The 23,776-nt window shown below is 62.1% G+C and carries 23 protein-coding genes; 6 read left to right on the top strand and 17 right to left on the bottom strand.

All coding sequences use genetic code 11. The features are described from left to right. Nucleotide 1: 1 nt before the first annotated feature. From clpX to ACU0FH_RS12970, 9 genes are all read right to left on the bottom strand, one after another. Nucleotides 2–1,270 carry an ATP-dependent Clp protease ATP-binding subunit ClpX gene (gene clpX, locus ACU0FH_RS13010; protein WP_446195059.1) on the bottom strand — a complete coding sequence of 423 codons (1,269 nt, stop codon included), beginning with the start codon at nt 1,268–1,270 and terminating at the stop codon, nt 2–4. A gap of 157 nt (nt 1,271–1,427) precedes the next feature. Next, nucleotides 1,428–2,057, bottom strand: a complete 630-nt coding sequence (locus ACU0FH_RS13005) for an ATP-dependent Clp protease proteolytic subunit (RefSeq protein WP_446195058.1) — start codon at nt 2,055–2,057, stop codon at nt 1,428–1,430. A gap of 253 nt (nt 2,058–2,310) precedes the next feature. Continuing rightward, nucleotides 2,311–4,008, bottom strand: coding sequence for a thiosulfohydrolase SoxB (gene soxB, locus ACU0FH_RS13000; protein ID WP_446195056.1), 1,698 nt, complete (start codon nt 4,006–4,008; stop codon nt 2,311–2,313). A gap of 69 nt (nt 4,009–4,077) precedes the next feature. Then, a complete protein-coding gene (soxA, locus tag ACU0FH_RS12995) occupies nt 4,078–4,932 on the bottom strand; it encodes a sulfur oxidation c-type cytochrome SoxA (protein ID WP_446195054.1) in 855 nt (284 codons plus the stop codon). A 30-nt stretch (nt 4,933–4,962) separates the two neighbouring features. Beyond that, the gene (gene soxZ / locus ACU0FH_RS12990; RefSeq protein WP_088633438.1) at nt 4,963–5,292 is read right to left on the bottom strand and encodes a thiosulfate oxidation carrier complex protein SoxZ; all 330 of its coding nucleotides are present in this window, start codon (nt 5,290–5,292) and stop codon (nt 4,963–4,965) included. Between the two features lie 30 nt (nt 5,293–5,322). Further along, on the bottom strand, nt 5,323–5,742 hold the full coding sequence (gene soxY / locus ACU0FH_RS12985) for a thiosulfate oxidation carrier protein SoxY (protein WP_088633439.1): 420 nt from the start codon (nt 5,740–5,742) through the stop codon (nt 5,323–5,325). A gap of 43 nt (nt 5,743–5,785) precedes the next feature. After that, the gene (gene soxX, locus ACU0FH_RS12980; protein ID WP_446195051.1) at nt 5,786–6,265 is read right to left on the bottom strand and encodes a sulfur oxidation c-type cytochrome SoxX; all 480 of its coding nucleotides are present in this window, start codon (nt 6,263–6,265) and stop codon (nt 5,786–5,788) included. A 54-nt stretch (nt 6,266–6,319) separates the two neighbouring features. Further along, entirely contained in the window at nt 6,320–6,898 is a 579-nt protein-coding gene (locus ACU0FH_RS12975; RefSeq protein WP_446195050.1) for a thioredoxin family protein, read from the bottom strand. Between the two features lie 21 nt (nt 6,899–6,919). Then, a complete protein-coding gene (locus tag ACU0FH_RS12970) occupies nt 6,920–7,657 on the bottom strand; it encodes a cytochrome c biogenesis CcdA family protein (RefSeq protein ID WP_446195049.1) in 738 nt (245 codons plus the stop codon). A 40-nt stretch (nt 7,658–7,697) separates the two neighbouring features. On the opposite strand from ACU0FH_RS12970, the gene ACU0FH_RS12965 reads away from it, so the two are divergent. The 3 genes from ACU0FH_RS12965 to ACU0FH_RS12955 all read left to right on the top strand — a co-directional run bounded on the left by ACU0FH_RS12965 (nt 7,698) and on the right by ACU0FH_RS12955 (nt 10,944). Further along, the gene (locus ACU0FH_RS12965; RefSeq protein ID WP_446195048.1) at nt 7,698–8,138 is read left to right on the top strand and encodes a hypothetical protein; all 441 of its coding nucleotides are present in this window, start codon (nt 7,698–7,700) and stop codon (nt 8,136–8,138) included. Next, nucleotides 8,135–8,635 (top strand): GlcG/HbpS family heme-binding protein, encoded by a 501-nt coding sequence (locus tag ACU0FH_RS12960; protein ID WP_446195046.1) that lies wholly within the window; start codon nt 8,135–8,137, stop codon nt 8,633–8,635. The genes ACU0FH_RS12965 and ACU0FH_RS12960 overlap by 4 nt, the downstream gene beginning before the upstream one ends. 278 nt (nt 8,636–8,913) lie before the next feature. Beyond that, nucleotides 8,914–10,944 carry a PhoX family protein gene (locus ACU0FH_RS12955; RefSeq protein ID WP_446195045.1) on the top strand — a complete coding sequence of 677 codons (2,031 nt, stop codon included), beginning with the start codon at nt 8,914–8,916 and terminating at the stop codon, nt 10,942–10,944. A gap of 71 nt (nt 10,945–11,015) precedes the next feature. Here ACU0FH_RS12955 and ACU0FH_RS12950 read toward each other — a convergent pair whose 3' ends face one another. Continuing rightward, nucleotides 11,016–12,095, bottom strand: a complete 1,080-nt coding sequence (locus ACU0FH_RS12950) for a zinc ABC transporter substrate-binding protein (RefSeq protein ID WP_446195043.1) — start codon at nt 12,093–12,095, stop codon at nt 11,016–11,018. Between the two features lie 94 nt (nt 12,096–12,189). Here ACU0FH_RS12950 and ACU0FH_RS12945 point away from each other — a divergent pair, with 94 nt between their 5' ends. Genes ACU0FH_RS12945 through ACU0FH_RS12935 form a run of 3 tightly spaced genes read left to right on the top strand, consistent with a single transcriptional unit; the run spans nt 12,190 to nt 14,257 of the window. Further along, a complete protein-coding gene (locus tag ACU0FH_RS12945; RefSeq protein ID WP_446195041.1) occupies nt 12,190–12,669 on the top strand; it encodes a transcriptional repressor in 480 nt (159 codons plus the stop codon). After that, complete coding sequence (locus tag ACU0FH_RS12940) at nt 12,666–13,466, top strand: ATP-binding cassette domain-containing protein (RefSeq protein WP_446195039.1); 801 nt, start codon at nt 12,666–12,668, stop codon at nt 13,464–13,466. The genes ACU0FH_RS12945 and ACU0FH_RS12940 overlap by 4 nt, the downstream gene beginning before the upstream one ends. After that, nucleotides 13,466–14,257 (top strand): metal ABC transporter permease, encoded by a 792-nt coding sequence (locus tag ACU0FH_RS12935; RefSeq protein ID WP_446195037.1) that lies wholly within the window; start codon nt 13,466–13,468, stop codon nt 14,255–14,257. The genes ACU0FH_RS12940 and ACU0FH_RS12935 overlap by 1 nt, the downstream gene beginning before the upstream one ends. Here the strand turns inward: ACU0FH_RS12935 and ACU0FH_RS12930 are convergent. The 7 genes from ACU0FH_RS12930 to nirB form a co-directional block, all read right to left on the bottom strand. After that, on the bottom strand, nt 14,254–14,670 hold the full coding sequence (locus tag ACU0FH_RS12930) for a DUF2177 family protein (protein WP_446195035.1): 417 nt from the start codon (nt 14,668–14,670) through the stop codon (nt 14,254–14,256). The two genes, ACU0FH_RS12935 and ACU0FH_RS12930, sit on opposite strands and share 4 nt — an antisense overlap. Nucleotides 14,671–14,717: 47 nt before the next feature. Then, nucleotides 14,718–15,401, bottom strand: a complete 684-nt coding sequence (locus ACU0FH_RS12925) for an endonuclease/exonuclease/phosphatase family protein (RefSeq protein ID WP_446195034.1) — start codon at nt 15,399–15,401, stop codon at nt 14,718–14,720. A gap of 22 nt (nt 15,402–15,423) precedes the next feature. Next, a complete protein-coding gene (gene cls / locus ACU0FH_RS12920; protein WP_446195032.1) occupies nt 15,424–16,839 on the bottom strand; it encodes a cardiolipin synthase in 1,416 nt (471 codons plus the stop codon). Nucleotides 16,840–16,923: 84 nt separating this feature from the next. After that, nucleotides 16,924–18,336, bottom strand: coding sequence for a siroheme synthase CysG (cysG, locus tag ACU0FH_RS12915; protein WP_446195031.1), 1,413 nt, complete (start codon nt 18,334–18,336; stop codon nt 16,924–16,926). Between the two features lie 22 nt (nt 18,337–18,358). Next, nucleotides 18,359–20,965 carry a nitrate reductase gene (locus ACU0FH_RS12910; RefSeq protein WP_446195030.1) on the bottom strand — a complete coding sequence of 869 codons (2,607 nt, stop codon included), beginning with the start codon at nt 20,963–20,965 and terminating at the stop codon, nt 18,359–18,361. Next, on the bottom strand, nt 20,962–21,297 hold the full coding sequence (gene nirD, locus ACU0FH_RS12905; protein WP_446195028.1) for a nitrite reductase small subunit NirD: 336 nt from the start codon (nt 21,295–21,297) through the stop codon (nt 20,962–20,964). Before nirD ends, ACU0FH_RS12910 begins: the two co-directional genes overlap by 4 nt. Next, a complete protein-coding gene (gene nirB / locus ACU0FH_RS12900; RefSeq protein WP_446195027.1) occupies nt 21,294–23,732 on the bottom strand; it encodes a nitrite reductase large subunit NirB in 2,439 nt (812 codons plus the stop codon). Before nirB ends, nirD begins: the two co-directional genes overlap by 4 nt. Nucleotides 23,733–23,776 lie beyond the last annotated feature (44 nt).

The following is a 23,776-nucleotide window of genomic DNA, read 5'->3' as shown; positions in this document are numbered from 1 at the left end:
CTTAACCCGCCGAGGCCGAGTCTTTCTCGGTGTCCGCGTGGATCATCAACGGTGCGGCGTCGGATGTGACGGCCTCTTCGTTGACGACCACCTCGGTCACGCTGTCGAGCCCGGGAAGGTCGAACATGGTATCGAGCAGGATGTCCTCGAGGATCGAGCGAAGCCCACGTGCGCCGGTTTTGCGTTCGATGGCACGCTTGGCGATGGCGGTCAGCGCATCGTCGGTAAAGGTCAGCTCGGTATCTTCCAGTTCGAAAAGACGCTGGTACTGCTTTACCAGCGCGTTCTTGGGCTGGGTCAGGATCGTGACAAGCGCATCTTCATCCAGATCTTCGAGCGTCGCGAGAACCGGCAGACGACCAACGAATTCCGGGATCAGGCCGAATTTGAGCAGATCTTCGGGTTCGAGGTCCTTGAACACTTCGCCCACGCCACGTTCGTCATTGTCGCGCACATCGGCACCGAAGCCCATTGCGCTTCCCTTGCCACGCTGAGCAATGATCTTGTCCAGTCCGGCAAAGGCGCCGCCGCAGATGAACAGGATGTTCGTGGTGTCCACCTGCAGGAACTCCTGCTGCGGATGCTTGCGCCCGCCCTGCGGCGGAACAGAAGCCACGGTGCCTTCCATCAGCTTGAGCAACGCCTGCTGCACGCCCTCGCCCGAAACGTCGCGGGTAATCGAGGGGTTTTCGGACTTGCGGGTGATCTTGTCGACCTCGTCGATATAAACGATGCCGCGCTGCGCGCGTTCGACATTGTATTCGCTCGACTGAAGCAGCTTGAGAATGATGTTCTCGACATCTTCACCCACGTATCCGGCTTCGGTAAGCGTGGTTGCGTCCGCCATGGTGAACGGCACGTCCAGAATCCGCGCCAGCGTCTGCGCCAGCAGGGTCTTGCCGCAGCCCGTCGGGCCAATCAGCAAAATGTTGGACTTTGCGAGCTCGATATCGCTGCCAGCTTTCTGGGCATGGTTCAGTCGCTTGTAGTGGTTGTGAACGGCCACGGAGAGGACCCGCTTGGCCGTCGCCTGACCGATCACGTAATCATCGAGCACATCGCAGATATCCTTCGGGGTCGGGACCCCGTCGGTGGACTTGAGCCCCGATGCTTTGGTTTCTTCGCGGATGATGTCCATGCAGAGTTCGACGCATTCATCACAGATGAACACGGTCGGACCCGCAATCAGCTTGCGCACCTCGTGCTGGCTTTTGCCGCAAAAACTACAGTAAAGTGTGTTCTTGCTGTCGCCGCCTGAATTCGTTGCCATACTATACCTTTCGGCTTCGATAGATCATCGTCGCGCCCCGAGTTCGGGACAGGTCCACCCACTTCGCATCCAGCTTAGGACAGCCAACCGGGCACCACAATCGCAAATTATGTCGCTCGCGGGCCGGTGTTTCCGAGTGCGTCAAAAAGCGACGATATTAACTTTTAGCCTCTGCGGCCTCTTCCCGGCTCTCCACGATCTCATCGATATGGCCCCATTCCTTGGCTTCTTCGGGGGACATGAAATTGTCGCGGTCGAGCGCCTTTTCCACTGCTTTCTTGGTCTGACCCGTATGCTTGACGTAGATGTCGTACAACCGATCCTTTAGTTTCTGTGTCTCGGCCGCGTGGATCATGATATCCGACGCCTGGCCCTGATAGCCGCCCGACGGCTGGTGCACCATGATACGGCTGTTGGGCAGCGAGAAGCGCATACCCGGCGCACCACCGGCAAGAAGAACGGATCCCATCGAGGCGGCCTGACCGATGCAAAGGGTTGAAACCTTTGGCTTAATGTATTGCATCGTATCGTAAATCGACAGGCCCGACGTCACCACACCGCCCGGTGAGTTAATGTACAGGCTGATTTCCTTCGACGGGTTCTCTGCCTCGAGATGCAGCAGCTGCGCAACGACCAGATGGCTCATCCCGTCGTGGATAGGCCCGTTGATAAAGATGATCCGCTCCTTCAGCAGGCGCGAAAAAATATCATAGGCACGTTCGCCGCGGCTGGTCTGCTCAACCACCATCGGGACGAGGTTCATGTAGGTGTCAACGGGATCGAACATTTCGGTCTGCCTCTATTTATGGATCAAGCGGGAGGATACCCGACGAAGCGTCACATGAGTCTTATGCTCGCCCTGAGGGGCCTGCAAGGGGGAGCGCGCTTTCTGTTCTCCTGCGTTCGGATCAACGCATAGCTGTATGACTGCATGGTTAATTAGGTTCACGCAGAGGACACAATTATATTACTTACGCGAAATTGTGCCGCCGGACGGGTCGCAAGACGGGCCAATCGCGCAGAATCGCCCGGCTTCAGGTCTATCCGCCCGTGACTTTCACATTGTCCCTATCGGCAACATGAACGGTACCTTGCCCGGCGATATGATTTTCGACCACATCCCAGATCGGCGGTCCTTCGGTGCCTTCGTTCACGCTGGCCCATCCGGCGACCACATAGGATTTCTCCGGATCGATCGCCTCACCGGTGCTCAACAGGGTGAGGTCGGAGATCCGCTCTCCCTGTGGTTTGGAAATATCGATGGCATAGGACAGCCCCCCGGTCCGCACCATGTCACCACCCTGCTGATAATAGGGATCTGGGTTAAAGATGTTATCGGCCACATCCTCGAGCACGACCTTCAGGAATTCGCCGGTCATCTCGCTGCGATAGGCCTCGGGATAGCTCATCGAGGTGACGTTCCAGATATCTTCCCGCGTGATGTCCTGCCCGGGGATCAGGCTTGGCCCCCAGCGTACGCCGGGGCTCAACGCGATCTGGGCATCGCGCTCGGACAGAAGCGCGTCACAGATCAGATCGTCCCACGAGCCGTTGAAGTTACCCCGCCGGTACAGCAGCGAGTCGGTCTGTCCGATCACTTCGCGCAACTCGGGTTCAAAGGGCGCACGCTGTTCATCGATCAGCCGCGCCATCTCTGGATCGGGCGTAATGACGTCGGAAAAGATAGGGATCAACCTGTGGCGAAATCCCATCATCTGGCCGTCGCGCACGTTGAGATCGACGCGGCTTACGAATTTCCCGTTAGAACCGGACGCGATCAGGATGGTGTCGCCCACCAGCACCGGTTCGGGTAACGCATCATGAGTATGACCGGTCAGGATCACGTCGATCCCCTTCACGATGCCGGCCATTTTCTTGTCCACGTCAAAGCCGTTGTGCGACAGGCAAACAACAAGTCCCGCCCCTTGCGCCCGAACCTCGTCGACGATTTCCTGCATGTGTTCGTCACGAATGCCAAACGAATACTCGGGGAACATCCAGCCCGGATTGGCAATTGGCGTGTAAGGAAAGGCCTGCCCGATCACGGCAATCTTTACACCGCCGCGCTCGAAAAATTCGTAAGGTTTGAACAGTTCAGCGGGTTCATCCCATTCCGCGTCGAAAATGTTCTGGCCCAGCGCCGCGAAAGGCAGGCCGCTGACCAGTTCCTGAATGCGGTCGCTGCCCAACGTGAATTCCCAATGAAAGGTCATCGCGTCAGGCCGCAGGGCGTTCATCACGTTGACCATGTCCTGGCCCGCCGTGTGATGGCAGGTGTAGGACCCGTGCCAGGTATCGCCTCCGTCCAGCAGCAGGGCCTCGGGACGGTCGGCGCGGATGCTGTTGATCACGGTCGCCACCCGGTCCAGCCCCCCCATCCGGCCATAGCCTTTGGCCAGAGCGGTAAAGTCATCATAGGTCAGGGCGTAGTTCGACGGGCTGCCATCCTCAATCCCGTAAAGCGCGCGAAAAGCGGCACCCGTCACATGCGGCACCTCGCCCCGGTTCGGGCCGACACCGATGTTCACCTCGGGTTCGCGGAAGTAGATCGGTTTTAGCTGGGCATGGATATCGGTCACGTGGATCAGCGTAACATTGCCGAAGCTGTCGAATTCCAGCAATTGATCCTGCGTCAGCGCCTGTTGCGCGGCCAGTCGCGACCAGTTGCCAAAGCCCGAGCCGCCGATCAACGCCGAAGCAGCCATCGACGCTTGCAGGAAATCTCGTCGTGAAATCATAAAATTACTCCCGTCGCGCCCGCTGGGGGCGGCACAAAACCGCCCCGCCGCGTCACGACGGGGACGTGATCAGTTACGCACCGACGGCGCTTCGACCGACAGACCGTTACCGCGGCTTGCCACGTAAAGCTCAAGCGCGATGAACTCTTCGCTGCCCGGATTGAAGGTCTCGGCCCGCGTGTCGCGCACGCAGCCCTTGAACCGTGCATGGGCGGTGTTCAGCTTGGTATTCTTCAGTCGGTACACCGGGAACCCGTTGACCTGCCCCTGACTAAGGTGATCGGCACGGATCATGTTGCCATAGTTGTTTTCGTGGCAATTCGCGCAGCTAAGTTCCAACTGGCCAAAGCGCGTGTAATACAGCTCTTTGCCCTTGGCCCACATGGATTGTGCAGGTCCGTCGATTGCCACATCCACCGGCATGCCGCGCGACGGCACGCTGATCAGCGCCTCCATCGATGCCATCTTGCCGCTGGTATAGCCCCAGGGTTCCGCGCCCATCTGCTCGGTCCGGCAGGCGTTGATCTGCGTGACCAGCGTGCGCACTTCGCCCGCTTCCTCGTTCCACTTGGGATAGACCGCCCGCACGCCCTTCATCGATTCCATCACGTCGCCATGACAGGAGGAGCAGGATTTCTCCGCCGAGCCTTCGACCTTGTCCCAAGCGTCCATCGCCTGATCGACAAAGACAAAGGCCGGGTTGTCGAAATCATCCATCTGCAACGCCTGGGTTTCATCGGTGCGGTATTTCCACCCCGAATAGATCGTATCCAGACCTTCCAGATGCGACGGCGCGGCTGTCTCGGTGACCATCTCGATCTCACCATTGACCACTAGCTTGGCGTCTTCATCCGCCATAGCAGGTGCGCCAAACGCGATAAGAAAAGACGATGCAATCGCCGTCAGTGGATAAATATTCTTCATCTTGCCCTCCCGCCGGACCGGTGAACCGGATCAGCCAATAGTGACGGATTTCTTCTCTTCGTAGACCGAGCCGTCGTCATCGTACCACGTGAACACGAACTCGCCCGCTTCGGGTACGGTCGCCTCGAACTGGAAATACGGGTTGGTCGAAATCGCCGGTTCCATCGTCACGTCGATCACCGTTTCGCCGTTGAAGGTGCAGGTGAAACGGTTGATGATCGAACGCGGAATGGTGTTGCCGTCATCGTCCTTGCGCTGACCGCTTTCCATCTTGTGGCTGATCAGGGTCTTGATCTCGATGACCTCGCCCGCCGAAACGCTCGAGGGAACCTTGACGCGGGGTTTTACACCGGATGCCATGATTTTATCCTTTCGATTGAGGTGCGCGGATCAACCGCCACAGCCGCCGATTGTAACTTTGATCAGCTTTGTCGACTGGGCAAAGCTGCCATCTTCCAGCTTGGCCACGGCGACGACATTCTGCGTTTCTGCCAGACGGATACGGGTCGAGGCCGCGCGGCTGCCGGCCAGCGGGCCAAAGGCGAATGCCGCAACCGGCGGTGTCGGGTTGCCCGTGGCATAGACCCGGATCTCGCTGGCGCCCGGGGCCGAAACCTCGATCGGCACGGTATTGCCGTTTTCGGCGATCTCGGGCGCGGTCAGCGTGACCCCGTCCTGCGCCAGATCGGCGCCGCCGGTGAATTCGGCGATCATTTCATCGGCCGTCGCGGCAAAGCCCCGCAGCGGCAGCATGCTCAGAGCGGCGGCCCCTGCCCCGAGGGCGAGCGTTTCGCGTCGTGAGAATTCCATTGTGTGACTCCTTGCAAACAGGTGACCGGCGCTGGCGCGGGGTCTACTCATCCTTCATCGTCATGAGAAAGGCGACGACATCCTCGATCTCTTCCGCGCTCAGCATCGGCGGAAGCGGTTCCGATGCGGCCTTGCCGGTAAACTCATCCCCGGGCCGGATGTAGCCCGAGGTTTTGTAGAACGACGGCATCATCGATTCATAGAACATTTCCTTGGCATTGGCGACGATCCCGCGCAGCTGCGCCTCGCTCCAGCGGCTGCCGGCACCGTCAAGCGACGGGCCGACCGTGCCCTGAAACGGCAGATCGGCAAGCGCCGAGACCTCGTGGCAGGCGATGCAATTGCCCGCGCCCTTGTTCATGATATCAGGCCCGTTGGCGGCATTGCCCGGCGCACCTGTCAGGGACTGTTCGACGGCCCCGTCCTCAAAGACCACGTCGGCGGGGGCCACGACGCCATCGGCGGCGGCCATCGTTGCAATAAGGCCAAGTGCCGCTGCGGCGGCCAGGTTCAGCGTTTTCATTGGTGTCCCCTCAGTCGCATCAGGATCCGGCCGTTCTGCCTTGTGATCCATGTCTCAATCCGTGCGCCCATCGTCGCGCTCTTTGACGCGCCGCGCATGGTAGCGCTGGAAATCCTCTCCATCGTCAAGTTCATAACGTTTTTCGTTCACCCAAGTAAACATGTCGATCGTGGTGCCGGGTCCAAAGGCGCCGGGCATCACCGCCACCGCCGCCTGCGCGGCTGTCTCGCCTTCGGGTACCTCTTCCGGCATAAACATAATGGTTGGCGTGAACATAACGTTCCACCGCCGGGCCATGTCTTTTTCGCTCATCGCCTCGCCATCGAAATCCGTCACTTCCGTGTCACCGTGAAGGTTAAGCTGCACAACGAAGTAGTTCTTGCGGATATAGCTGTCGATCTCGGGTCTCGGGAAAACCTCGGTGTGCATCTTGGTGCAGTAGATGCAGCCGCGCTGTTCAAAGAAAAGCACCAGTCGCTTTCCTTCTTCGTTAGCCTCGGCCAGATCCTCGCGCAGGTCCTTGAAGGTGTCGCGCATCCAGTCGGTCTTATGCAGACCGTCATCGCCCATCTCGACCGCATGGGCCGGTGAAATCAGCAACAGGGCAAGAGTGGCTGCAAGCAGATGTTTCATGTGGCTCCTCCTTCGCTGGGCCTATCCTATGCTGAGAAAGCCCGGAAACCAACGGATCATTGCATCGGCGATCACGTTTACGCTCCCGGTGGCGATCAGCACGGCAAAGACGATCAGCATCACGCCCATACCTTTTTCCACCCAGGCAAAGGCCGCGCGATGGCGTTGCACCCAGGCAAGAAAGGGTTTCGCGAATAGGGCCGCCACCACGAAAGGTGCCGTCATTCCAATCCCATATACCAAAAGCAGCAGCCCGCCGCGCCAGATATCGCCCATGCCGCTTGCGATCATCAGGATCGAGGCCAGCGCCGGGCCGACGCAGGGCGTCCAGCCAAATCCAAAGGCCAGCCCCATCAGGTAGGCGCCGATCAACGTACTGGGTTCGGCGCTGCTCTCCAGCCGGGCTTCGCGGTACAGAAGCGGCACGCGGATCACCCCGAGGAAGTGCAGGCCAAAGACCACAAGGATCGCGGCCGCCACGTAGGAAAGCGGCGTAAGGTACTGGCCGAAAAGCGATCCCAGCGCCGTCGCACCCATGCCCAAGAGCACGAAAACTGTCGTCACGCCAAGCGCGAACAGCACCGAGGACAGCAGAAGACGCCGCTGCGCCCCGGGCGCGATCTCTCCATCGCCGCGCAATTCGGCCATCGACAGCCCGCCCATGTAGGACAGGTAGAACGGCACCATCGGCAGCACGCAGGGCGTGAAAAAGCTGAGTAAACCCGCGAAAAGCGCGCCTAAATAGGATATGTCCAGCATTGCCCGCCTCCCCGCCCAGCATCGCAGGCAGCTTGAATTCATGAGCCTCCGGAAATATGTTTACCTTTCCGTCGACGCAAGCACCATCGGCGGGATGGAGGCCTTGATGCATGCAGGGATAACCCGACTTGGGATCGCGATTGTCGCCGTCCTGACCTTTCCCTTTGCTGCCGTCGCGGCCGAGCTTGTCATGGTCGAGGAAAAAGGCTGTATCTGGTGCGCACGCTGGAACGCCGAAATCGCGCCCGCCTATTCCAAAACCGCCGAGGGCCGCTTTGCGCCGCTGCGCCGCGTGGACATCAACGACATGCCGGAAGATCTCGAAATCGACCGCCGTGTCGCGTTCACGCCGACCTTTCTGCTGGTTGAAGACGGCAAGGAACTTGCCCGTATCGAAGGCTATCCGGGCGCCGATTTCTTCTGGCCGATGCTGACGAATATTCTGACACAGAACACTGATTTTACGGGGGAAAAATCGTGAGAACGCTTATCGCGGCGACGCTGTTCGCCTTTTGCCACGTCCCGTTTGCGGCGGCCGACGACAGCCCTTTCGTGAGCGAGGAGGTGCTGAAGCCCGAGCTTGCCCTCGAGATGGCCGAGGCGGCCATGACCACGTGCCGCGATCAGGGATACCAGGTGGGCGTGACGGTCGTGGACCGCTCGGGCATTCCGCAGGTTTTCCTGCGCGACCGCTTTGCCGGGCTTCATGTCTACGAAACCTCCCGCCGCAAGGCCTGGACCGCTGTCAGCTTTCGCACCTCGACGTCCGAACTCGCGGTAGCAACCGAGCCGGGCAAACCCTCAGCCGGGATACGTCAGTTGAGCGAGGCTCTGCCGCTGGGCGGCGGGCTGGTGGTTTACCAAGGTAATGGCAGCATCGTCGGCGGCATCGGTGTATCGGGCGCGCCAGGTCCCGATCTTGACGATGTCTGTGCCCAAGCCGGAATTGATGCGATTGCCGACCGGATCGCTTTCTGACGCGTCAATCGGTGGCTGAATACCCCAAAAGCCCCAAAAATGCGATGCACAAGCTGTACACCCCCCTGTACACCCTCTGTATGACATCCGTCAGACATTCCGGCTGAAAGTGGGCTAAGCTACGCGGGAATGCCCTCTGGGCCTGCGTCACATGTCCGCCTGTCGAAAAGAGAAGACAGAGTTCATCATCATGGCGTTACCGACTGACGAATAGAATACTCCGGGGATTCTCTGCCTAACCTGAGAGTCCAATCGCAGCCAAGTGACGGAGCCGGCATATGGATCGCGAATCCTTTTTCCTAGACCCGGAATTCGGCAACAAAGCGGAAGCTTTCGAAGCCTATGATGACGTTCCCACCAACCCGAACCTGATCCGCACCATCGGCGATGTCATCAACGCCCGCTATGGCCGTCGCGATCTGCTGCGCGGTGCACTGGCGGTGACCGCCACGACCGCGCTCTTTGGTACCTCGGCCATCGTCGCGCCGCGTCAGGCAGGCGCCAAACCGAATGGGCCACGCTATGATTTCGAAGAGCTGACATTGGGCAACGACGAACACCACCATATCGCCAAAGGCTACGATGCCGATGTGCTGCTGCGCTGGGGCGATCCGATCACCGCGGACGCGCCGGCCTTTGACGTGATGAACCAGAGCGCCGAGGCGCAGTTGAAGCAGTTCGGGTATAACAACGATTACGTGGGCTTTACTCCGCTGGACGACGACGGCGCACGCGGGTTGCTCTGCGTTAACCACGAATACACCAATGAAGAGGTCATGTTCCCCGGCATCGGACGGCAGGACAAAGTGGCCTATGCCGATATGACGAAAGAGCTGGTCGATATCGAGATGGCCGCGCATGGCGGCACGGTGGTCGAAATCGCGCGGGGAGCTGATGGTAAATGGGCGCTGGTACGCGACAGTCGGTATAATCGCCGCATCACCCCGCTGAACACCGAAATGATGCTGGACGGTCCCGCTGCCGGGCACGCACGTTTGCAGACGAACGATGACCCGACCGGCACGCGTGTTATCGGGACGCTCAACAACTGCGCGGGCGGCATGACGCCCTGGGGCACCTACCTGATGGCAGAAGAGAATTTCCACGGGTATTTTTGGACCGACAGGTTCGATGCCGCAGGCAATCTAGAACTGGATGAAACCCTGCCGGAAGCCGCATCCTATGACCGCTATGGCGTGCCGGGCATGTGGTTCAACTGGGGGCAGTATTATGACCGGTTCAACATCGACAAGGAACCGAACATGCCGAACAAGTTCGGCTGGGTGGTCGAGGTCGATCCGCGCGACCCCGACGCGATGCCTGTCAAGCACACGGCTCTGGGCCGGTTTTGCCACGAGGGCTGCGAAACCACCGTCTCTGCCGAAGGTCGGCTGGTTGTCTATTCCGGTGACGACAACCGGTTCGACTATATCTACAAATATGTCTCGACCGGCACCGTTTCGGACGACGCCGCCGCCAATTCCGCCCTGCTGAGCGATGGCGTGCTTTACGTCGCGCGGTTTGACGAGGATGGCAGCATTGTCTGGATGCCGCTGGTGCATGGTACAGGCCCGCTGACCGCCGAGAACGGGTTCAACGATCAGGGCGACGTACTGATCGACGCGCGCCGGGCGGGGGATGTTCTTGGCGCGACGCCGATGGATCGCCCCGAGGATGTGCAGCCGCGCGGCGATGGCACTGCCTTTGTCATGCTGACGAATAATTCACGGCGTAAGGCCGGGCAGATCGACGCGGCGAACCCGCGCCGCAAGTCACGCTTTGGTCATATCATCGAAATCAAGGAAGCCGGTGGCGACCATGCGGCCGAAAGCGGCACATGGTCGATCGTCGTCAAATGCGGCGATCCCACGCTGGCCGAGGTGGGGGCGGAATGGCACCCCGAGACCTCGGCGAATGGCTGGTTCGGCTGCCCCGACAATTGCGCCATCGACGCGGATGGGCGGCTTTGGATTGCGACCGATCAGGGCGACGACTGGGCGAAGACCGGCAAGTCGGACGGGCTTTACGCGCTTGAAACCGAAGGCGAGCAGCGCGGGCTGTCGCGGCTATTCTTCCGCTGCCCGGTGGGCGGCGAGATCTGCGGGCCGTATTTTACCGGCGATGGCGAGACGCTTTTTCTTTCGGTGCAGCACCCGGGCACCGACGGCACCAAGGATTTCAAAGGCTTCGAGCGGGAATCGACATTCGAGGACCCGGCCACCCGCTGGCCCGATTTCGACCCGAACATGCCGCCGCGCCCGTCGGTCGTTGTCGTGACCAGACAGGGCGGCGGCAAGATTGCGGTCTGACCTGATGTGAGACATGTGAAAAGGCCCCCGCGACTGGGGGCCTTTCTATTGCTGTAGGTGTGCGCCTCGGTTCAGGACTTGGCGCAGGACACGATGGTTTCGGCCATCTCTTCCAAAAGCTGCGGATAAAGCGCCGGTCCCGGTTGCAGCGCGCTGCCAAGCGGATCGAGCGTCTTGATCTCGATCCCCTGCCCGTCCAGCATCGCGTCGAGCAGACGGGTGTCGAACTGCGGTTCGGCAAAGGCGCAGGACAGCCCGCCTGCCGTCACCTTTTCCCTGAACTGCTTGAGCCGTGCCGGACCGGGGTCGGCTGCATCGCCAAGGCTGACCGCGCCGGTCGAGTGAATGTCAAACCGATGCTCGAAATACTGGAAGGCATCGTGAAGCGTCACGAACTCGATTGATCCGAGGCTTTCAAGCTGGCCGGTCATGCGGCTTTCAAGCTCTTCGAGCGCCTTATCTGCACTGGCGGCATTGGTCGCGTAGGTTTCCGCATTATCGGGGTCAAGCTCGGCCAGTTCCGTTGCAATCGCGGCAAGCCAGGCGCGGGCAATTTCCGGATCGAGCCAGGCGTGCGGATCGGTGCCTTCGTGGTGGTGCCCGCCCTCTGCATGGTCGTGCTCGGCATGCTCATCGTGATCATGCTCTTCGTGATCATGTTCGGCGTGATCATGGTCATCGTGGTCGTGATCGTCATGGTCGTGATCGTCATGGTCGTGATCTGCGTGATCGTGCCCGTCATGTTCATGCTCTTCGTGGTCATGGTCATCGTGCCCGTGATCCGCCCCGCCCTCTGCACGTTCGAAGTGATCTCGGAACTCGAGCAATTCGAGCCCGTCCACCTTCAGCAGGGCCAGTTCACTGGCGCTGTCGGAAAGGGAGGCGAGCGGTTTCGACAGCCATGGCGTCAGCTCGGGCCCGACCCAGACGACGAGATCGGCGTTCTGAAGCGCCCGCGCCTGTGACGGGCGCAGCGCGTAGGTATGCGGAGAAGCGCCGGGCGTCACGATCAGATCCGGCGTGCCCAGATCGCCCATGACCATCGCGACAAGCGAATGGATCGGAGCGATGTCGGTTGCGACCTGCGGCGTTTCGGCGATTGCCGGTGCGGCTGCAATGGCACATGCAAGCGCCAGCGGTTTGCGGATCATCCTGAGTCTCCTTATTCTTCGACAGGACCGCTTGATAACCGTGATGTTATAACATATCAATACGTGAAGTTGACCCGGAGAGGAGATTCCGAGCATGAAGACCATCGGATTCGATTCACATAACCATGACGCCTGTATTTCCGACGCGCTTGGAATCGCGACGGATATCTGCGCGCAGCAAAAGCTGCAGTTCACCCCGGTGCGCCGGCGGGTGCTTGAGATCCTGTTACACGAACACCGGGCGATGGGCGCCTATGACATCCTAGAAGTTCTGTCCTCGGAGGGGCTGGGTTCGCAGCCGCCGGTGGTCTACCGGGCGCTGGATTTCCTTGTAAAACATGGGCTTGCACATCGGATCGAGGGCCTGAACGCCTATACCGCCTGCGCGCATCTGGATCACGAGCATGTTCCGGCCTTTCTGATCTGCCGGACCTGCAAGGCGGTGGCCGAGACCGATACGGGTATCGCACAGGGCCGGCTTGGGCAGGCGGCGGCCAGCGCCGGGTTCACCATCGAAAAGGTCGTGGTCGAAGCGGAGGGCCTCTGTCCGAACTGCACCGGGGCCGCCGCATGACTGCCGCCGCATCGCCGGTGATCGAAGCGCAGCATGTCTCGATCCGGCTGGACGGGCGGATGGTGCTGCAGGACGTGTCGGTGGCGATCCAGCCGGGCGAGATCGTGACGATTGTCGGGCCGAACGGATCTGGGAAGTCGTCGTTTCTCAAGGCCCTGATCGGGGCGGTGCCGCTTGAGAGCGGCGACATCCGGCGCGCGCCGGGGCTGCGCATAGGCTATGTGCCGCAGAAGCTTGCGATTGATGCGAGCCTGCCGCTGACTGTGCTGCGTTTCCTTGCCCTGCCCCGCAATCCGGGCCGCGCGCGCCTGCAGGAAGCGCTGGAAGCGGCCGAGGTAGCGGATCTGGGCAACCGGCAGATGACCGACCTGTCGGGCGGACAATTGCAACGCGTTCTGCTGTCCCGGGCGCTTCTTGAGCGGCCCCAGCTTTTGCTGCTGGACGAGGCGACGCAGGGGCTGGACCAGCCCGGTTCCGCGGCGTTCTACCAGCGGATCGCGGACGTCCGCGAGGCACTGGGCTGTGCGGTGGTGATGGTAAGCCATGACCTGCACGTGGTGATGGCGGCGTCCGACCGGGTGCTTTGCATGAACGGGCATATCTGTTGCCAGGGCGCGCCCGAGATCGTCGCCAGCGCGCCGGAATACCGGGCCCTGTTCGGCACCGGTACGCAAGGGGCGCTGGCGCTTTACCGCCACCAGCACAGTCACAGCCACGATCATGTCCACGAAAATGGGCATCACGGTCATGACCACCCGCATGATCACGACCATCACCACCACGAAAGCAGCCACTGATGCTGGACGATTTCCTTGTGCGCGCGGCACTGGCCGGGCTGGGCGTCGCGATTGCCGCCGCACCGCTGGGTTGTTTCGTGATCTGGCGACGGATGGCTTATTTCGGTGAGGCAACGGCCCATGCGGCGGTGCTTGGGGTGGCGCTGGCGCTGGCCCTGTCCCTGCCGCTTGTGCCGATGATCCTGCTGGCGGCGCTGGCGATGGCAAGCTGCGTGACGCTTTTGACCGGGCGTGGTTACGCGGTCGATACGGTTCTTGGCGTGACCGCCCATACCGCGCTGGCCGCCGGGCTGGTGGCGGTGTCGTTGCTGACGGATGTTCGGCTTGACCTGATGTCATTCCTTTTCGGGGACATCCTTGCGGTGGGCCGGATGGACCTGCTGACCATCTGGGGCGGCGTTCTGCTGGTTCTGGGACTGACCTTCTGGCGCTGGTCGCCGCTTTTGATGGCGACGCTGAACCCCGACCTGGCGCGGGCCAGCGGGATCGACCCGCGACGCGAAGAGCTTGGCCTGACGCTGGCTTTGGCTCTGGTGGTGGCGGTGGCGATCAAGGTGGTTGGCGTTCTGCTGATCACCGCGCTGCTGGTGATCCCTGCGGCGGCGGCCCGTCCGCTTGTGCGCACCCCCGAAGCGATGGCCGTGGTGGCCGCCCTGATCGGGGCTTGTTCCGCGCTTGGCGGGCTTTGGGCGGCCTTCATTCTCGACGCCCCCACCGGCCCGAGCATCGTCTGCGCGGCGGCGGTGATCTTTTCCATCACCACCGTCTTTGGCGCTCTGACCCGGCGTTAGCCTGCCTGGCCACCGGTGATGGCCCGGGTGGCCAGCACGCCGATGGTTGCCGAAGTCCCTGTCAGCAAGGTGCCCCATGTCAGGTCTGTCGCGACCATGCGCCAGCTCCACCCCTGCAGGGTCGCGAGATTGGTGAATTCGTAGGTCCCGTAGCCAAGTGCGCCGATCAGCGCCGCTGAACCGAACACCCAGAGGAGCGGTTTGTCCTGCGTGATGCCGGGCCAGCTGACGAACCAGAGCAGGCAGGCCACGTAGAAGGCGTAAAACACGACGGCCGGTCCGAAACGCGGGCTGTCGAGCAGCATCTCGCCGATGTCACGTTCAAAAGTCGGTTTTACGATGTAGCGAAGCCCCAGCATATCGAGTCCGAGGAAGACGGCGAAGGTGATGATGTAAAGAATGATGACGGTCATGAATGGCTCCTGCTTTCAGAATGATACGCAGAGGCCGGGCTTGTGGTTCACTCTTTAACGGCATCCACCGTTTCGACCTGCGCCCAGACCGGCAGGTGATCCGAGGCAAGCCGCGCCGCACCGTCGCGCACGACGCCCATTTTCGCGATGCGCAGGGACGGACCATGGGCAAAACGGTCGAGCCGGGCGATGGGTCGCGCGCTGTGAAAGCTGAAACCGGGAGAGACCACGTTCAGCCGCCCCTCCCACGGTTCGAAACCGGCGGAGCCGGACCATTCGTTGAAATCGCCCGCGACCAGCGCATGATCCCGGTGATCGCCAAGATGTTGCAGGATGGCATTCATCTGCCGCTGACGCCAGACGCGCAGCAGGCCGAGATGCGCGCCCACCAGCACGAGGCCCGCCACCGAGACCATCACCGCGCCGCGCGGTTCGAGCCCCGGCAACTCGAACTGTTCGGTCGCCTCAATCGGCAGGTCGCGCCGCACCAGCACCGCATTCCCGTGCCAGCCAAGGCTGACATCCGTACCAAGTTCGGCCACGACATAATCCGTCTCACGCTCGATCAGGTTGCGCGGCAGGGCCGAGGGGCGTGCGCCAAGGCGCAGATCAGCCTCTTGCAGGATCACCACGTCGCCCGCGATGTCGTTCAACACCTGAAGAATGCGCGCCGGGCGGCGACGGCGGTCGCGCCCCACGGCCTTGCGAATATTGTAACTGACGATCTTCATACCTCTGACCTTGTGCTTGCGATCAGAGGATCGGGCTGAGCAGCCGCGCCACCGGCGCGCCGATCCGGATATAGAGTTTCTGAGCGGAAAGGTTCTTTTCCAGCAGATAGCTGTCTTGCATGTCATCCTCCAGCATCCGGGCCACATCCTGCGCGAACTCGGGAGAATGGACCAGAATCATGGATTCAAAATTAAGCCGGAAAGAGCGATTGTCGAAATTTGCGCTGCCGATTGCAGCAACATCGTCGTCGATGAGCACGACTTTCTGATGCAGGAAGCCCTTGGTGTAACGATAGACCTTGACCCCGACGGCGCGGATTTCGTCGAAGAAGGAAAAGGCCGCGAGCCAAGTGAGATAGTGATCGGGCGTATTCGGCACCATGATCCGCACGTCGCAGCCGCGCAGCGCCGCCGCCTTGAGCGCCGAGAGGGAATCGATATCCGGCACGAAATAGGGCGAGGCAATCCACACCCGGCTTTGCGCGGCATTGATGGCCGAGAAATAGAACAGCGCCCCGGTGTCGATTTCGTCGCTAGGCCCCATCAGCAGGGTCAGCGCCTCGACGTTGGCGGGTTCGGCCTCGGGCGCCCACATGAGATCGTCGGTGATATGATCGCCCGAGGCCCAGTGCCAGTCTTCCGCATAGCCAAGCTGGAGCTGGCTGACCACTGGCCCGCGAAGCGCGAGATGGGTGTCGCGCCAGTGCCCGTAATGCGAATCTGCGCCGACATAGGTATCCGACACGTTATGGCCGCCGATGAAACCGATGCTGCCGTCGATCACCACGGTCTTACGGTGGTTGCGGAAATTGATGTGCCGACGCGAGCTGGGGCCGCGGTTCTCGCTCGGGTCGAGAAAACGCACGCCGTTTTCGACCAGCCTTTGCTGGTAGCTTCGGGGCAGCCCGTAGCTGCCGACCCCGTCGCAGATCACTCGCACATTTACACCACGCTCGGTCGCTGCAATAAGACGATCCGCCAGCGCGTTGCCAAGATCGTCGTCGGCGATGGTGTAGAACTGCACGAGCACATAGGTCTCGGCCGCGTCGATGGCAGCAAAGATCGCGTTAAAGGTCTCTTCCCCGTCGATCAACAGGCGCACATCGTTACCGGCGACCACCGGCATGCGCACCAGCCGTTCAAACCGGAAAAGCCGCGAGTCGGGGTTGGCGGAATCGGGCGACACCGGTTCGGCCGAGAGGCGTTCGCTGATCAACCGGCGCGAGCGGCGGCGGGATTCGGTATAGGAATGCAGCTTGTGATGGCCAAAGACCATATAGGCGGGCACGCCGAACCACGGGGCGGCCAACAGGAAGATTACCCATGCCACCGCGCCCTGAGGCGTCCGGGCCGAGCTGATCGCACGCCAGACGCAGAGGCCGACAATGATGACGGCGAGTACCCCGAGAAAGGCGGACCAGATGACCGTCAGCGACAAGGTGCGGATCCATTATTGCGCATGTCCTTTGCCTAGCGCGAAAAAAGCGGATCCGCCACTGGAAAGCGCGGGGGCGGTGCCGGGTCAGGCGACGACCGAGAGGTCCGGTGCCGTCCGCATCGGCAGGGTGAGCCTTGCGTGCGTAGCCGGACGATCTTGCGTGAGGAAGATGATGGCAGGGTTGGCCACATTCTCGCGCGTGATCGTGTCCGCCAGCGTATCGGCGCGGCAGGTTACGATCTGCTGGCTGGCGCGCTGCGCGTTGCTCACGATCCGGACCGCGACCGCATCGGCCAGACCGGCATCTTCCAGCGTGGCCTGAATCTCGGGCGCGGCCTGCACGCCCATATAGACGGCGACGTTGCTTCCCTGCCGGATATGGGAAAGCCAGTTGGCGCCTTCATCCCCCTCGCGCCGCCGCGCGGTGGTGAGGACGAGCGAATCCGTGCGTCCGCGTTCAGTGAGGAAACCACCAAGCGCCGCTGCCGCAGCACTTGCCGAGGTGACGCCGGGGACGATTTCATAGTCGATGCCGGCCTCGCGCAGGGCGTCGGCCTCTTCAGCCCCGCGGGCAAACACACCGGGATCGCCGCATTTCAGGCGCACCACGCGCTTGCCCTGACGGGCGGCGGAGACCAGCACGCTGTTGATACGGTCCTGCGGCCATGAATGGCAGCCCGGTGCCTTGCCCACATAAACACGTTCGGCATCGCGGCGGGCGAGTTCAAGGATTTCCGGGTCGATCAGCCGGTCGTAAAAGATGATATCGGCCTCTTGCAGGCGTTTGACGCCGCGCAGGGTGATCAGGTCGCTCGACCCCGGCCCTGCCCCGACCAGGGCCACCGGCGCGGTGCATTCGGTCGGGATCTCGCCGGTTTCGATGGCCTGTTTGATCTTGAGGGCGGCATGGGCTTCCTCTCCCCGGGCATGGGTGCGGCGGACCTCTCCTCCAAACACCCACGCCCAGAGGTCGCGGCGCGCGCGAGGGGAGAGGCGCGTTGCCGCGAGGTCGCGGAGCCGGCCTGCAAGCGCCGCAAGATCGCCCAGACGCGGTTCGAGCGTTTCCTCCAGCCGGGTCTTGATCTGGCGTGCCAGAACGGGCGCGGTACCTTCGGTGCCGATGGCGACAACCACCGGATCGCGGTCAACGATGGAGGGGGTGATCGCCTCGCAAAAATCAGGCCGGTCGACCACGTTGACCAGCACCCCGGCGGCGCGGGCCAGAGCGTGCAGCGCGGCATCGGTTTCGGCGCATTCGGTGCAGATAAAGGCAAGCGCGGCACCGCTGAAGCTTTGTTCGGTGATAGGGCTGGCATCCCATTCGACGCGGCCAGCGCGGTGCAGCGCGGCGAGTTCGGGATCGAGTGCCGGGGCCAGAAGGCGAATGGTTGCCTCGGTCTTGAGGATCAGGCGGCATTTCTGCGCGGCCTGCTCACCGCCACCGGCAATCACGACCGTCCGGCCGTTCATGCGCAGGAACATCGGGAATGTCTTCATGTCGGCTTCCTTTCAGATTGGGCTATTCAGCCGCGAGCGGGGTTTTCGACGCGAGGATCAGCGCCGCGAGTTCGGGTTTGCAGGAGCCGCAATTGGTCCCTGCGCAGGTGGTCTTGCCGAGGGTTTCGACGTCATGCGCCCCGGCGGCGATGGCGTCGCGCAGGGTGTTGATGCCGACCGACATGCAGGAGCAGACGATTGCGCCCGGGTCGGGCATATCCGCCGAGGGACGCCCGGTAAGCGCCTGAAGCGGCGGGGTTTCCGTCCCGATCAACTCGATGGCATGGGAGCGTGCCAGTGCCACCGGTTCGCTACTTACAAAGAGCAGCGCGCGCAGGATGCCGTTTTCGCTGATCGCCACGCGGGTCTGGCCCGTGGCCGTATCGCGAAACTGACTGGCGGTGCCGCCGGTGATCCCGGTCACGGCGCGCAGCACGGATTCCGCGTCGTCCGAAATATCCGTGGTCCCTGCGAGTTCGGCACGGGCGCCGGTGGGGGTCGGCGATGCGGCGAAATAGGCGAAACCGGGGATCAGGTCGGTATCGGCGGCGACAAAGGCGTACCATCTGGCGTCGAACCGCGCGACATCCACGCGCGCGCCCTTGAGCGCGGGCTGGCCCGAGACCGGGTCGCAGACCGCGCCGACCGAGCTGTTTACCCATGCCGCCGAGCTGCGCTGCCGGGTCCAGTGCATCGGGGCGAAGATCTCGTTCCGGCGCACCTTGGGTGAGACAAGCGCGCGGAAGAGACCACTGCCGCCGTTGGTGGCGCTGATCTGAACGATGTCGGCGGGTTTTACGCCGATTTCGGCTGCGTCCTTTGGGTGGATTTCCACGAAGGGCTCCGCCAGATGGGCGGCAAGGCGCGGGGATTTTCCGGTGCGGGTCATCGTGTGCCATTGGTCGCGGATGCGCCCGGTGTTGAGGCGGAAACCGTCGCGGCTGTCAGGTTCGGGCGGGGTGATCGCCACCATGCGGGCCTTACCGTCCGCGTGGTAGAATCCGCCCTTTGCAAAGAAGCGCTTAGCCCCCTGCCCGCTTGCCGGGACCGGCCATTGCACCGGGGATAGGGTTTCGTAGCCTGCCTCGCCCAGCCCGGCGAGACCGGTCAGGTCGAGATCGCGTCCAAACCTTGGACCCAGCGCGGAAAGCCGGGCATATTCGTCGAAAATCTCGGCAGGCAAGCGGTAGGCAAAAGCATCCGCCCAGCCCATGCGGGCGGCCACGTCGCAGATGATCCGCCAGTCGGGGCGCGCCTGTCCCGGCACCGGCAGAAAGGCCCGCTGGCGCGAGATGCGGCGTTCGGAATTGGTGACGGTGCCGTTCTTTTCTCCCCAGCCAGCAGCGGGCAGCAGCACATCGGCCAGATCGCCCGTGTCGGTGCGTGCCATGATGTCGCTCACAACGGTAAAGGGCACGCGAGCGATGGCCCGCGCCACCCGGTCAGCATCAGGCAGGCTGACGGCCGGGTTGGTCGACATGATCCAGAGCGCCTTGATCCGCCCGCTTTCGCAGGCATCGAACAGGTCGACCGCCTTGAGACCTGGCGTCGTGCAAATGGTCGGGCTGTTCCATGCCTGTTGCACGGCGGAGCGATGATCGGGGTTTTCGATGTCGAGATGGTTGGCGAGCATATTGGCCAGCCCGCCAACCTCGCGCCCGCCCATCGCGTTGGGTTGCCCGGTGACCGAGAACGGCCCCATGCCGGGACGACCGATGCGGCCCGTCGCGAGGTGGCAGTTGATGATCGCGTTGACCTTGTCGGTGCCGCAGCCGGACTGGTTCACCCCTTGCGAATAGATCGTGACGGTCTTTTCCGTGCTGGCCCAGAGGGTGTAGAATTGGGCGAGCTCATCAGGGGAAAGGCCGGTGGCGGCGGTGCTGGTGGCGCGGGCGCTAGCGAGGGCCGCGTCGAAGCCGATTACGTGCTCGGTTAGATAGGTGTGGTTTAGGTGGCCGGTCTTGGCGAGATGCGCCAGCAGACCGTTGAAGATCGCGGCGTCACCGTCGGGCGCGATTTGCAGGTGCAAGTCGGCCAGGTCCGAGCTGGCGGTGCGGCGCGGATCGATATTGACGACGCGCATGTGGGGCCGTGACGCCTTGGCCGCCGAGATACGCTGGTGCATGACCGGGTGGCACCACGCGAGGTTGGAGCCGACCAGCACGATGAGGTCGGCCTGATCGAGGTCTTCATAAGTGCCGGGAACGGTGTCCGTGCCAAAGGCGCGTTTGTGTCCGGCGACCGACGACGCCATGCAAAGTCTTGAATTCGTGTCGATATTCGCCGAGCCGATGTAACCTTTCATCAGCTTGTTTGCGACGTAGTAATCCTCGGTCAGCAACTGGCCCGAGACATAGAAGGCGACCGAGTCCGGCCCGTAGGCGCGGATCGCGGCGCTGAACTGGGTCGCTATGAGATCGAGCGCCTCGTCCCAGCTTGCGTCCCTGCCACCGATCCGGGGGGAGAGAAGACGGCCCTTGAGATCAATGGTCTCGCCCAGCGCCGCGCCTTTGGAGCAGAGCCGGCCGAGATTGGCCGGATGCTTTGGGTCGCCCTTGATCGTGCCGTCGGGCGCGGCCATAACCCCGCAGCCAACGCCGCAATAGGGGCATGTGGTGCGCGTGCTCATGCCGCCGAACGGGCGCGCAGGAACGCGCCGTCCAGCAGGATGCGGCCGTGTTCGACGCGCGCGGGATAGGTCGTCACCTGCCCTTCGTCCGGCCCCTGAACCAGCCCGGTTTCAAGCGAGATGACCCAGTTGTGCAGCGGACAGGTGACGGCGGCACCATGCACGATGCCCTCGGCCAGCGGACCCTTTTTATGCGGGCAGGTGTTGTCGAGCGCAAAGACCTTGTCATCGGCCGTGCGGAACACTGCAACGCAGCCCGCGCGGGTCTTGACCACCCGCGCCCCGCGCTGGGGCACGTCGTCGAGCGGGGCGATATCGATCCAGTCGCTCATTCCGCGGCCTCCAGCGTGAGGTTCGCAAGCGGTTGATAAGTTTCCGCTTTTGTCTGGGCATGTTCGGCCCACGGGTCGATCTGGTAGACGCTTTGCGAGATCCCGAAGCGTTCGACCAATGCGGCGCGTTCGGAAAGATCATCGACGATGCGTTTCTTGATCCAGTCGAGCCCGACCTTGGCGATAAACTTGTAGGGGCGGTCGAGATACTTGGCGTTTTCGCGGTAAAGCTGGACAAAGGCGATAGTGAGCGCCATCACCTCTTCCTCGGTTGCGACCTGCGCCAGCGGCTGGATTTCCTTGAGGTCCATGCCCGCCGCGCCGCCGACGCCGATCTGGTAGCCGCTGTCGACACAGACGATGCCGACGTCCTTGCAGGTCGCCTCGGCGCAGTTCCGGGGGCAGCCCGAAACGCCCATCTTGACCTTGTGAGGTGTCCATGACCCCCAAAGCGCCTTTTCCAGCTTGATGCCAAGCCCGGTGCTGTCCTGCGTGCCAAATCGGCAGTGTTCGGTGCCGACACAGGTTTTCACCGTGCGCAGCCCCTTGGAATAGGCGTGGCCGGAGACCATGCCCGCCGCGTTCAGATCGGCCCACATGGCGGGAAGGTCCTCTCCCCTGACGCCCAGAAGATCGATGCGCTGGCCACCGGTGACCTTGACGGTCGGCACGTTGTACTTGTCCGCGGCATCGGCGATGGCACGCAACTCGCGGGCGTTGGTGATGCCGCCCCACATGCGCGGCACAACCGAAAACGTGCCGTCCTTCTGGATGTTGGCGTGTTTGCGTTCATTGATGAACCGGCTTTGCGGGTCGTCCTTGTATTCAATCGGCCAGTCCGCGAGCAGGTAATAGTTCAGCGCCGGGCGGCAGACGTGGCAGCCATCGACGGTTTTCCACGCGCATTCCTGCCAGACCGCAGCCATGGATTTCAGCTCCTGGCTTTTGATCATGCGGCGCACGTCCTCGTGGGTGAGATCGGTGCAGCCACAGATCGGCTGGGCCGTGGGCAGGACGAAGTCATCGCCCAGCGTGACGGCGAGCACCTGTTCGACGAGACCGGTGCAGGTGCCGCAAGAGTTGCTGGCCTTGGTGACCGCCCGGACCGCGCCAAGATCGGTCGCGCCACCCTCGATCGCTTCGACGATCTTGCCCTTGCAGATGCCGTTGCAGCCACAGATTTCCGCCTCAGGCGGTAAGGCTGCAACGGCCGCTAAAGGGTCCAGCGGGGCACCTCCCTGATAGGCAGGGCCAAAGATCACCGTTTCGCGCATCTCGGCGATATCCGTCTTGTCGCGGATCAGGCCGAAGAACCAGTTGCTGTCGGCAGTGTCGCCATACATGACCGCGCCGACGATGCGGTTGTCCTCGACCACGAGACGGCGATAGACGCCTCGGCCCGGATCACGGAAGACGATGTCTTCACGTCCCTCCCCTTCGGCGAAATCGCCCGCCGAGAAGAGATCGCAACCGGTTACCTTGAGCTTGGTCGAAAGCTCTTTCTGCTCGAAGGCGGCGGCTTCGTTCAGCAGGGTTGCTGCGGCCACTTTTGCCTGATCGTAAAGCGGTGCGACCAGACCAAAGATCGCGCCATTATGTTCGACACATTCACCGACGGCGAGGATATCCTCATCCGAGGTCACCATCTGGTCGTCCACATGAATACCGCGCCCGACGGCCAGCCCATTATCGGCGGCGAGCTTGGTGTTCGGGCGAATGCCGACGGCCATGACCAGCAGGTCGCAGGGCAGTTCGGTGCCATCGTCGAGCAAGAGCGCGCGGACATGGCCGTTTTCGCCGAGGATTTCCTTGGAGTTGGCGCTGCACCGCACGGTAATGCCCTTGTCCACCAGCGCCTTGCGCAGCAGATAGCCCGCCGCCTCGTCAAGCTGGCGTTCCATGAGGTGACCCATGATATGAACCACGGTCACATCGGCCCCGCGTGCGGCCATGCCTGCGGCCGCCTCGAGCCCGAGCAGCCCGCCGCCGATCACGACGACCTTGTTGCCGGTGGTCATGGACATCATGCGCTGGGTATCTTCGAGATCGCGATAGGCAATCACGCCTTCCAGGTCATGGCCCGGCAGCGGGATGATAAAGGGGTTCGAGCCGGTGCCAAAGACCAGCTTGTCATAGGGCAGCACGTCGCCATTGGCGGCGGTGACGGTTTTCGCTGCACAGTCGATATGATCGACACGCTCACCGAACCGGCAGGTCACACCATGCGCAGCATACCATGCGTCGTCATGGGTGACGATTTCCTCATAGGTCTTTTCACCGGAGAGCACCGGGCTGAGCATGATGCGGTTGTAGTTGCCGCGCGGCTCGGCGTTGAAAAGGGTGATGTCATAGGCATCGGGGTTGGTTTCGACCAAATGTTCGATCATCCGGCCCGAGGCCATCCCGGCGCCGATCACGATGAGTTTCTGTCTCATGCCGCACCTCCCGTCCCGAGAGGGCTGCGGGTGCGGATCGTATC

This window comes from Heliomarina sp. (assembly GCF_052826185.1).
Note: the sequence above shows the minus strand (reverse complement) of the source record. Positions and strands in the feature narration are given on the sequence as shown.

Bases quoted from the DNA above. Each gene is read 5' to 3' on its own strand.
- soxX (WP_446195051.1), bottom strand. From the start codon at position 6,265: ATGAAAACGCTGAACCTGGCCGCCGCAGCGGCACTTGGCCTTATTGCA.
- soxZ (WP_088633438.1), bottom strand. From the start codon at position 5,292: ATGGCATCCGGTGTAAAACCCCGCGTCAAGGTTCCCTCGAGCGTTTCG.
- ACU0FH_RS12945 (WP_446195041.1), top strand. From the start codon at position 12,190: ATGAAGACCATCGGATTCGATTCACATAACCATGACGCCTGTATTTCC.
- ACU0FH_RS12975 (WP_446195050.1), bottom strand. From the start codon at position 6,898: ATGAAACATCTGCTTGCAGCCACTCTTGCCCTGTTGCTGATTTCACCG.
- ACU0FH_RS12950 (WP_446195043.1), bottom strand. From the start codon at position 12,095: ATGATCCGCAAACCGCTGGCGCTTGCATGTGCCATTGCAGCCGCACCG.
- ACU0FH_RS12925 (WP_446195034.1), bottom strand. From the start codon at position 15,401: ATGAAGATCGTCAGTTACAATATTCGCAAGGCCGTGGGGCGCGACCGC.
- ACU0FH_RS12955 (WP_446195045.1), top strand. From the start codon at position 8,914: ATGGATCGCGAATCCTTTTTCCTAGACCCGGAATTCGGCAACAAAGCG.
- cysG (WP_446195031.1), bottom strand. From the start codon at position 18,336: ATGAAGACATTCCCGATGTTCCTGCGCATGAACGGCCGGACGGTCGTG.
- ACU0FH_RS12965 (WP_446195048.1), top strand. From the start codon at position 7,698: ATGAGCCTCCGGAAATATGTTTACCTTTCCGTCGACGCAAGCACCATC.
- soxA (WP_446195054.1), bottom strand. From the start codon at position 4,932: ATGAAGAATATTTATCCACTGACGGCGATTGCATCGTCTTTTCTTATC.
- ACU0FH_RS13005 (WP_446195058.1), bottom strand. From the start codon at position 2,057: ATGTTCGATCCCGTTGACACCTACATGAACCTCGTCCCGATGGTGGTT.
- soxB (WP_446195056.1), bottom strand. From the start codon at position 4,008: ATGATTTCACGACGAGATTTCCTGCAAGCGTCGATGGCTGCTTCGGCG.
- clpX (WP_446195059.1), bottom strand. From the start codon at position 1,270: ATGGCAACGAATTCAGGCGGCGACAGCAAGAACACACTTTACTGTAGT.
- ACU0FH_RS12935 (WP_446195037.1), top strand. From the start codon at position 13,466: ATGCTGGACGATTTCCTTGTGCGCGCGGCACTGGCCGGGCTGGGCGTC.
- ACU0FH_RS12910 (WP_446195030.1), bottom strand. From the start codon at position 20,965: ATGAGCACGCGCACCACATGCCCCTATTGCGGCGTTGGCTGCGGGGTT.
- soxY (WP_088633439.1), bottom strand. From the start codon at position 5,742: ATGGAATTCTCACGACGCGAAACGCTCGCCCTCGGGGCAGGGGCCGCC.
- nirD (WP_446195028.1), bottom strand. From the start codon at position 21,297: ATGAGCGACTGGATCGATATCGCCCCGCTCGACGACGTGCCCCAGCGC.
- ACU0FH_RS12940 (WP_446195039.1), top strand. From the start codon at position 12,666: ATGACTGCCGCCGCATCGCCGGTGATCGAAGCGCAGCATGTCTCGATC.
- ACU0FH_RS12970 (WP_446195049.1), bottom strand. From the start codon at position 7,657: ATGCTGGACATATCCTATTTAGGCGCGCTTTTCGCGGGTTTACTCAGC.
- nirB (WP_446195027.1), bottom strand. From the start codon at position 23,732: ATGAGACAGAAACTCATCGTGATCGGCGCCGGGATGGCCTCGGGCCGG.
- ACU0FH_RS12930 (WP_446195035.1), bottom strand. From the start codon at position 14,670: ATGACCGTCATCATTCTTTACATCATCACCTTCGCCGTCTTCCTCGGA.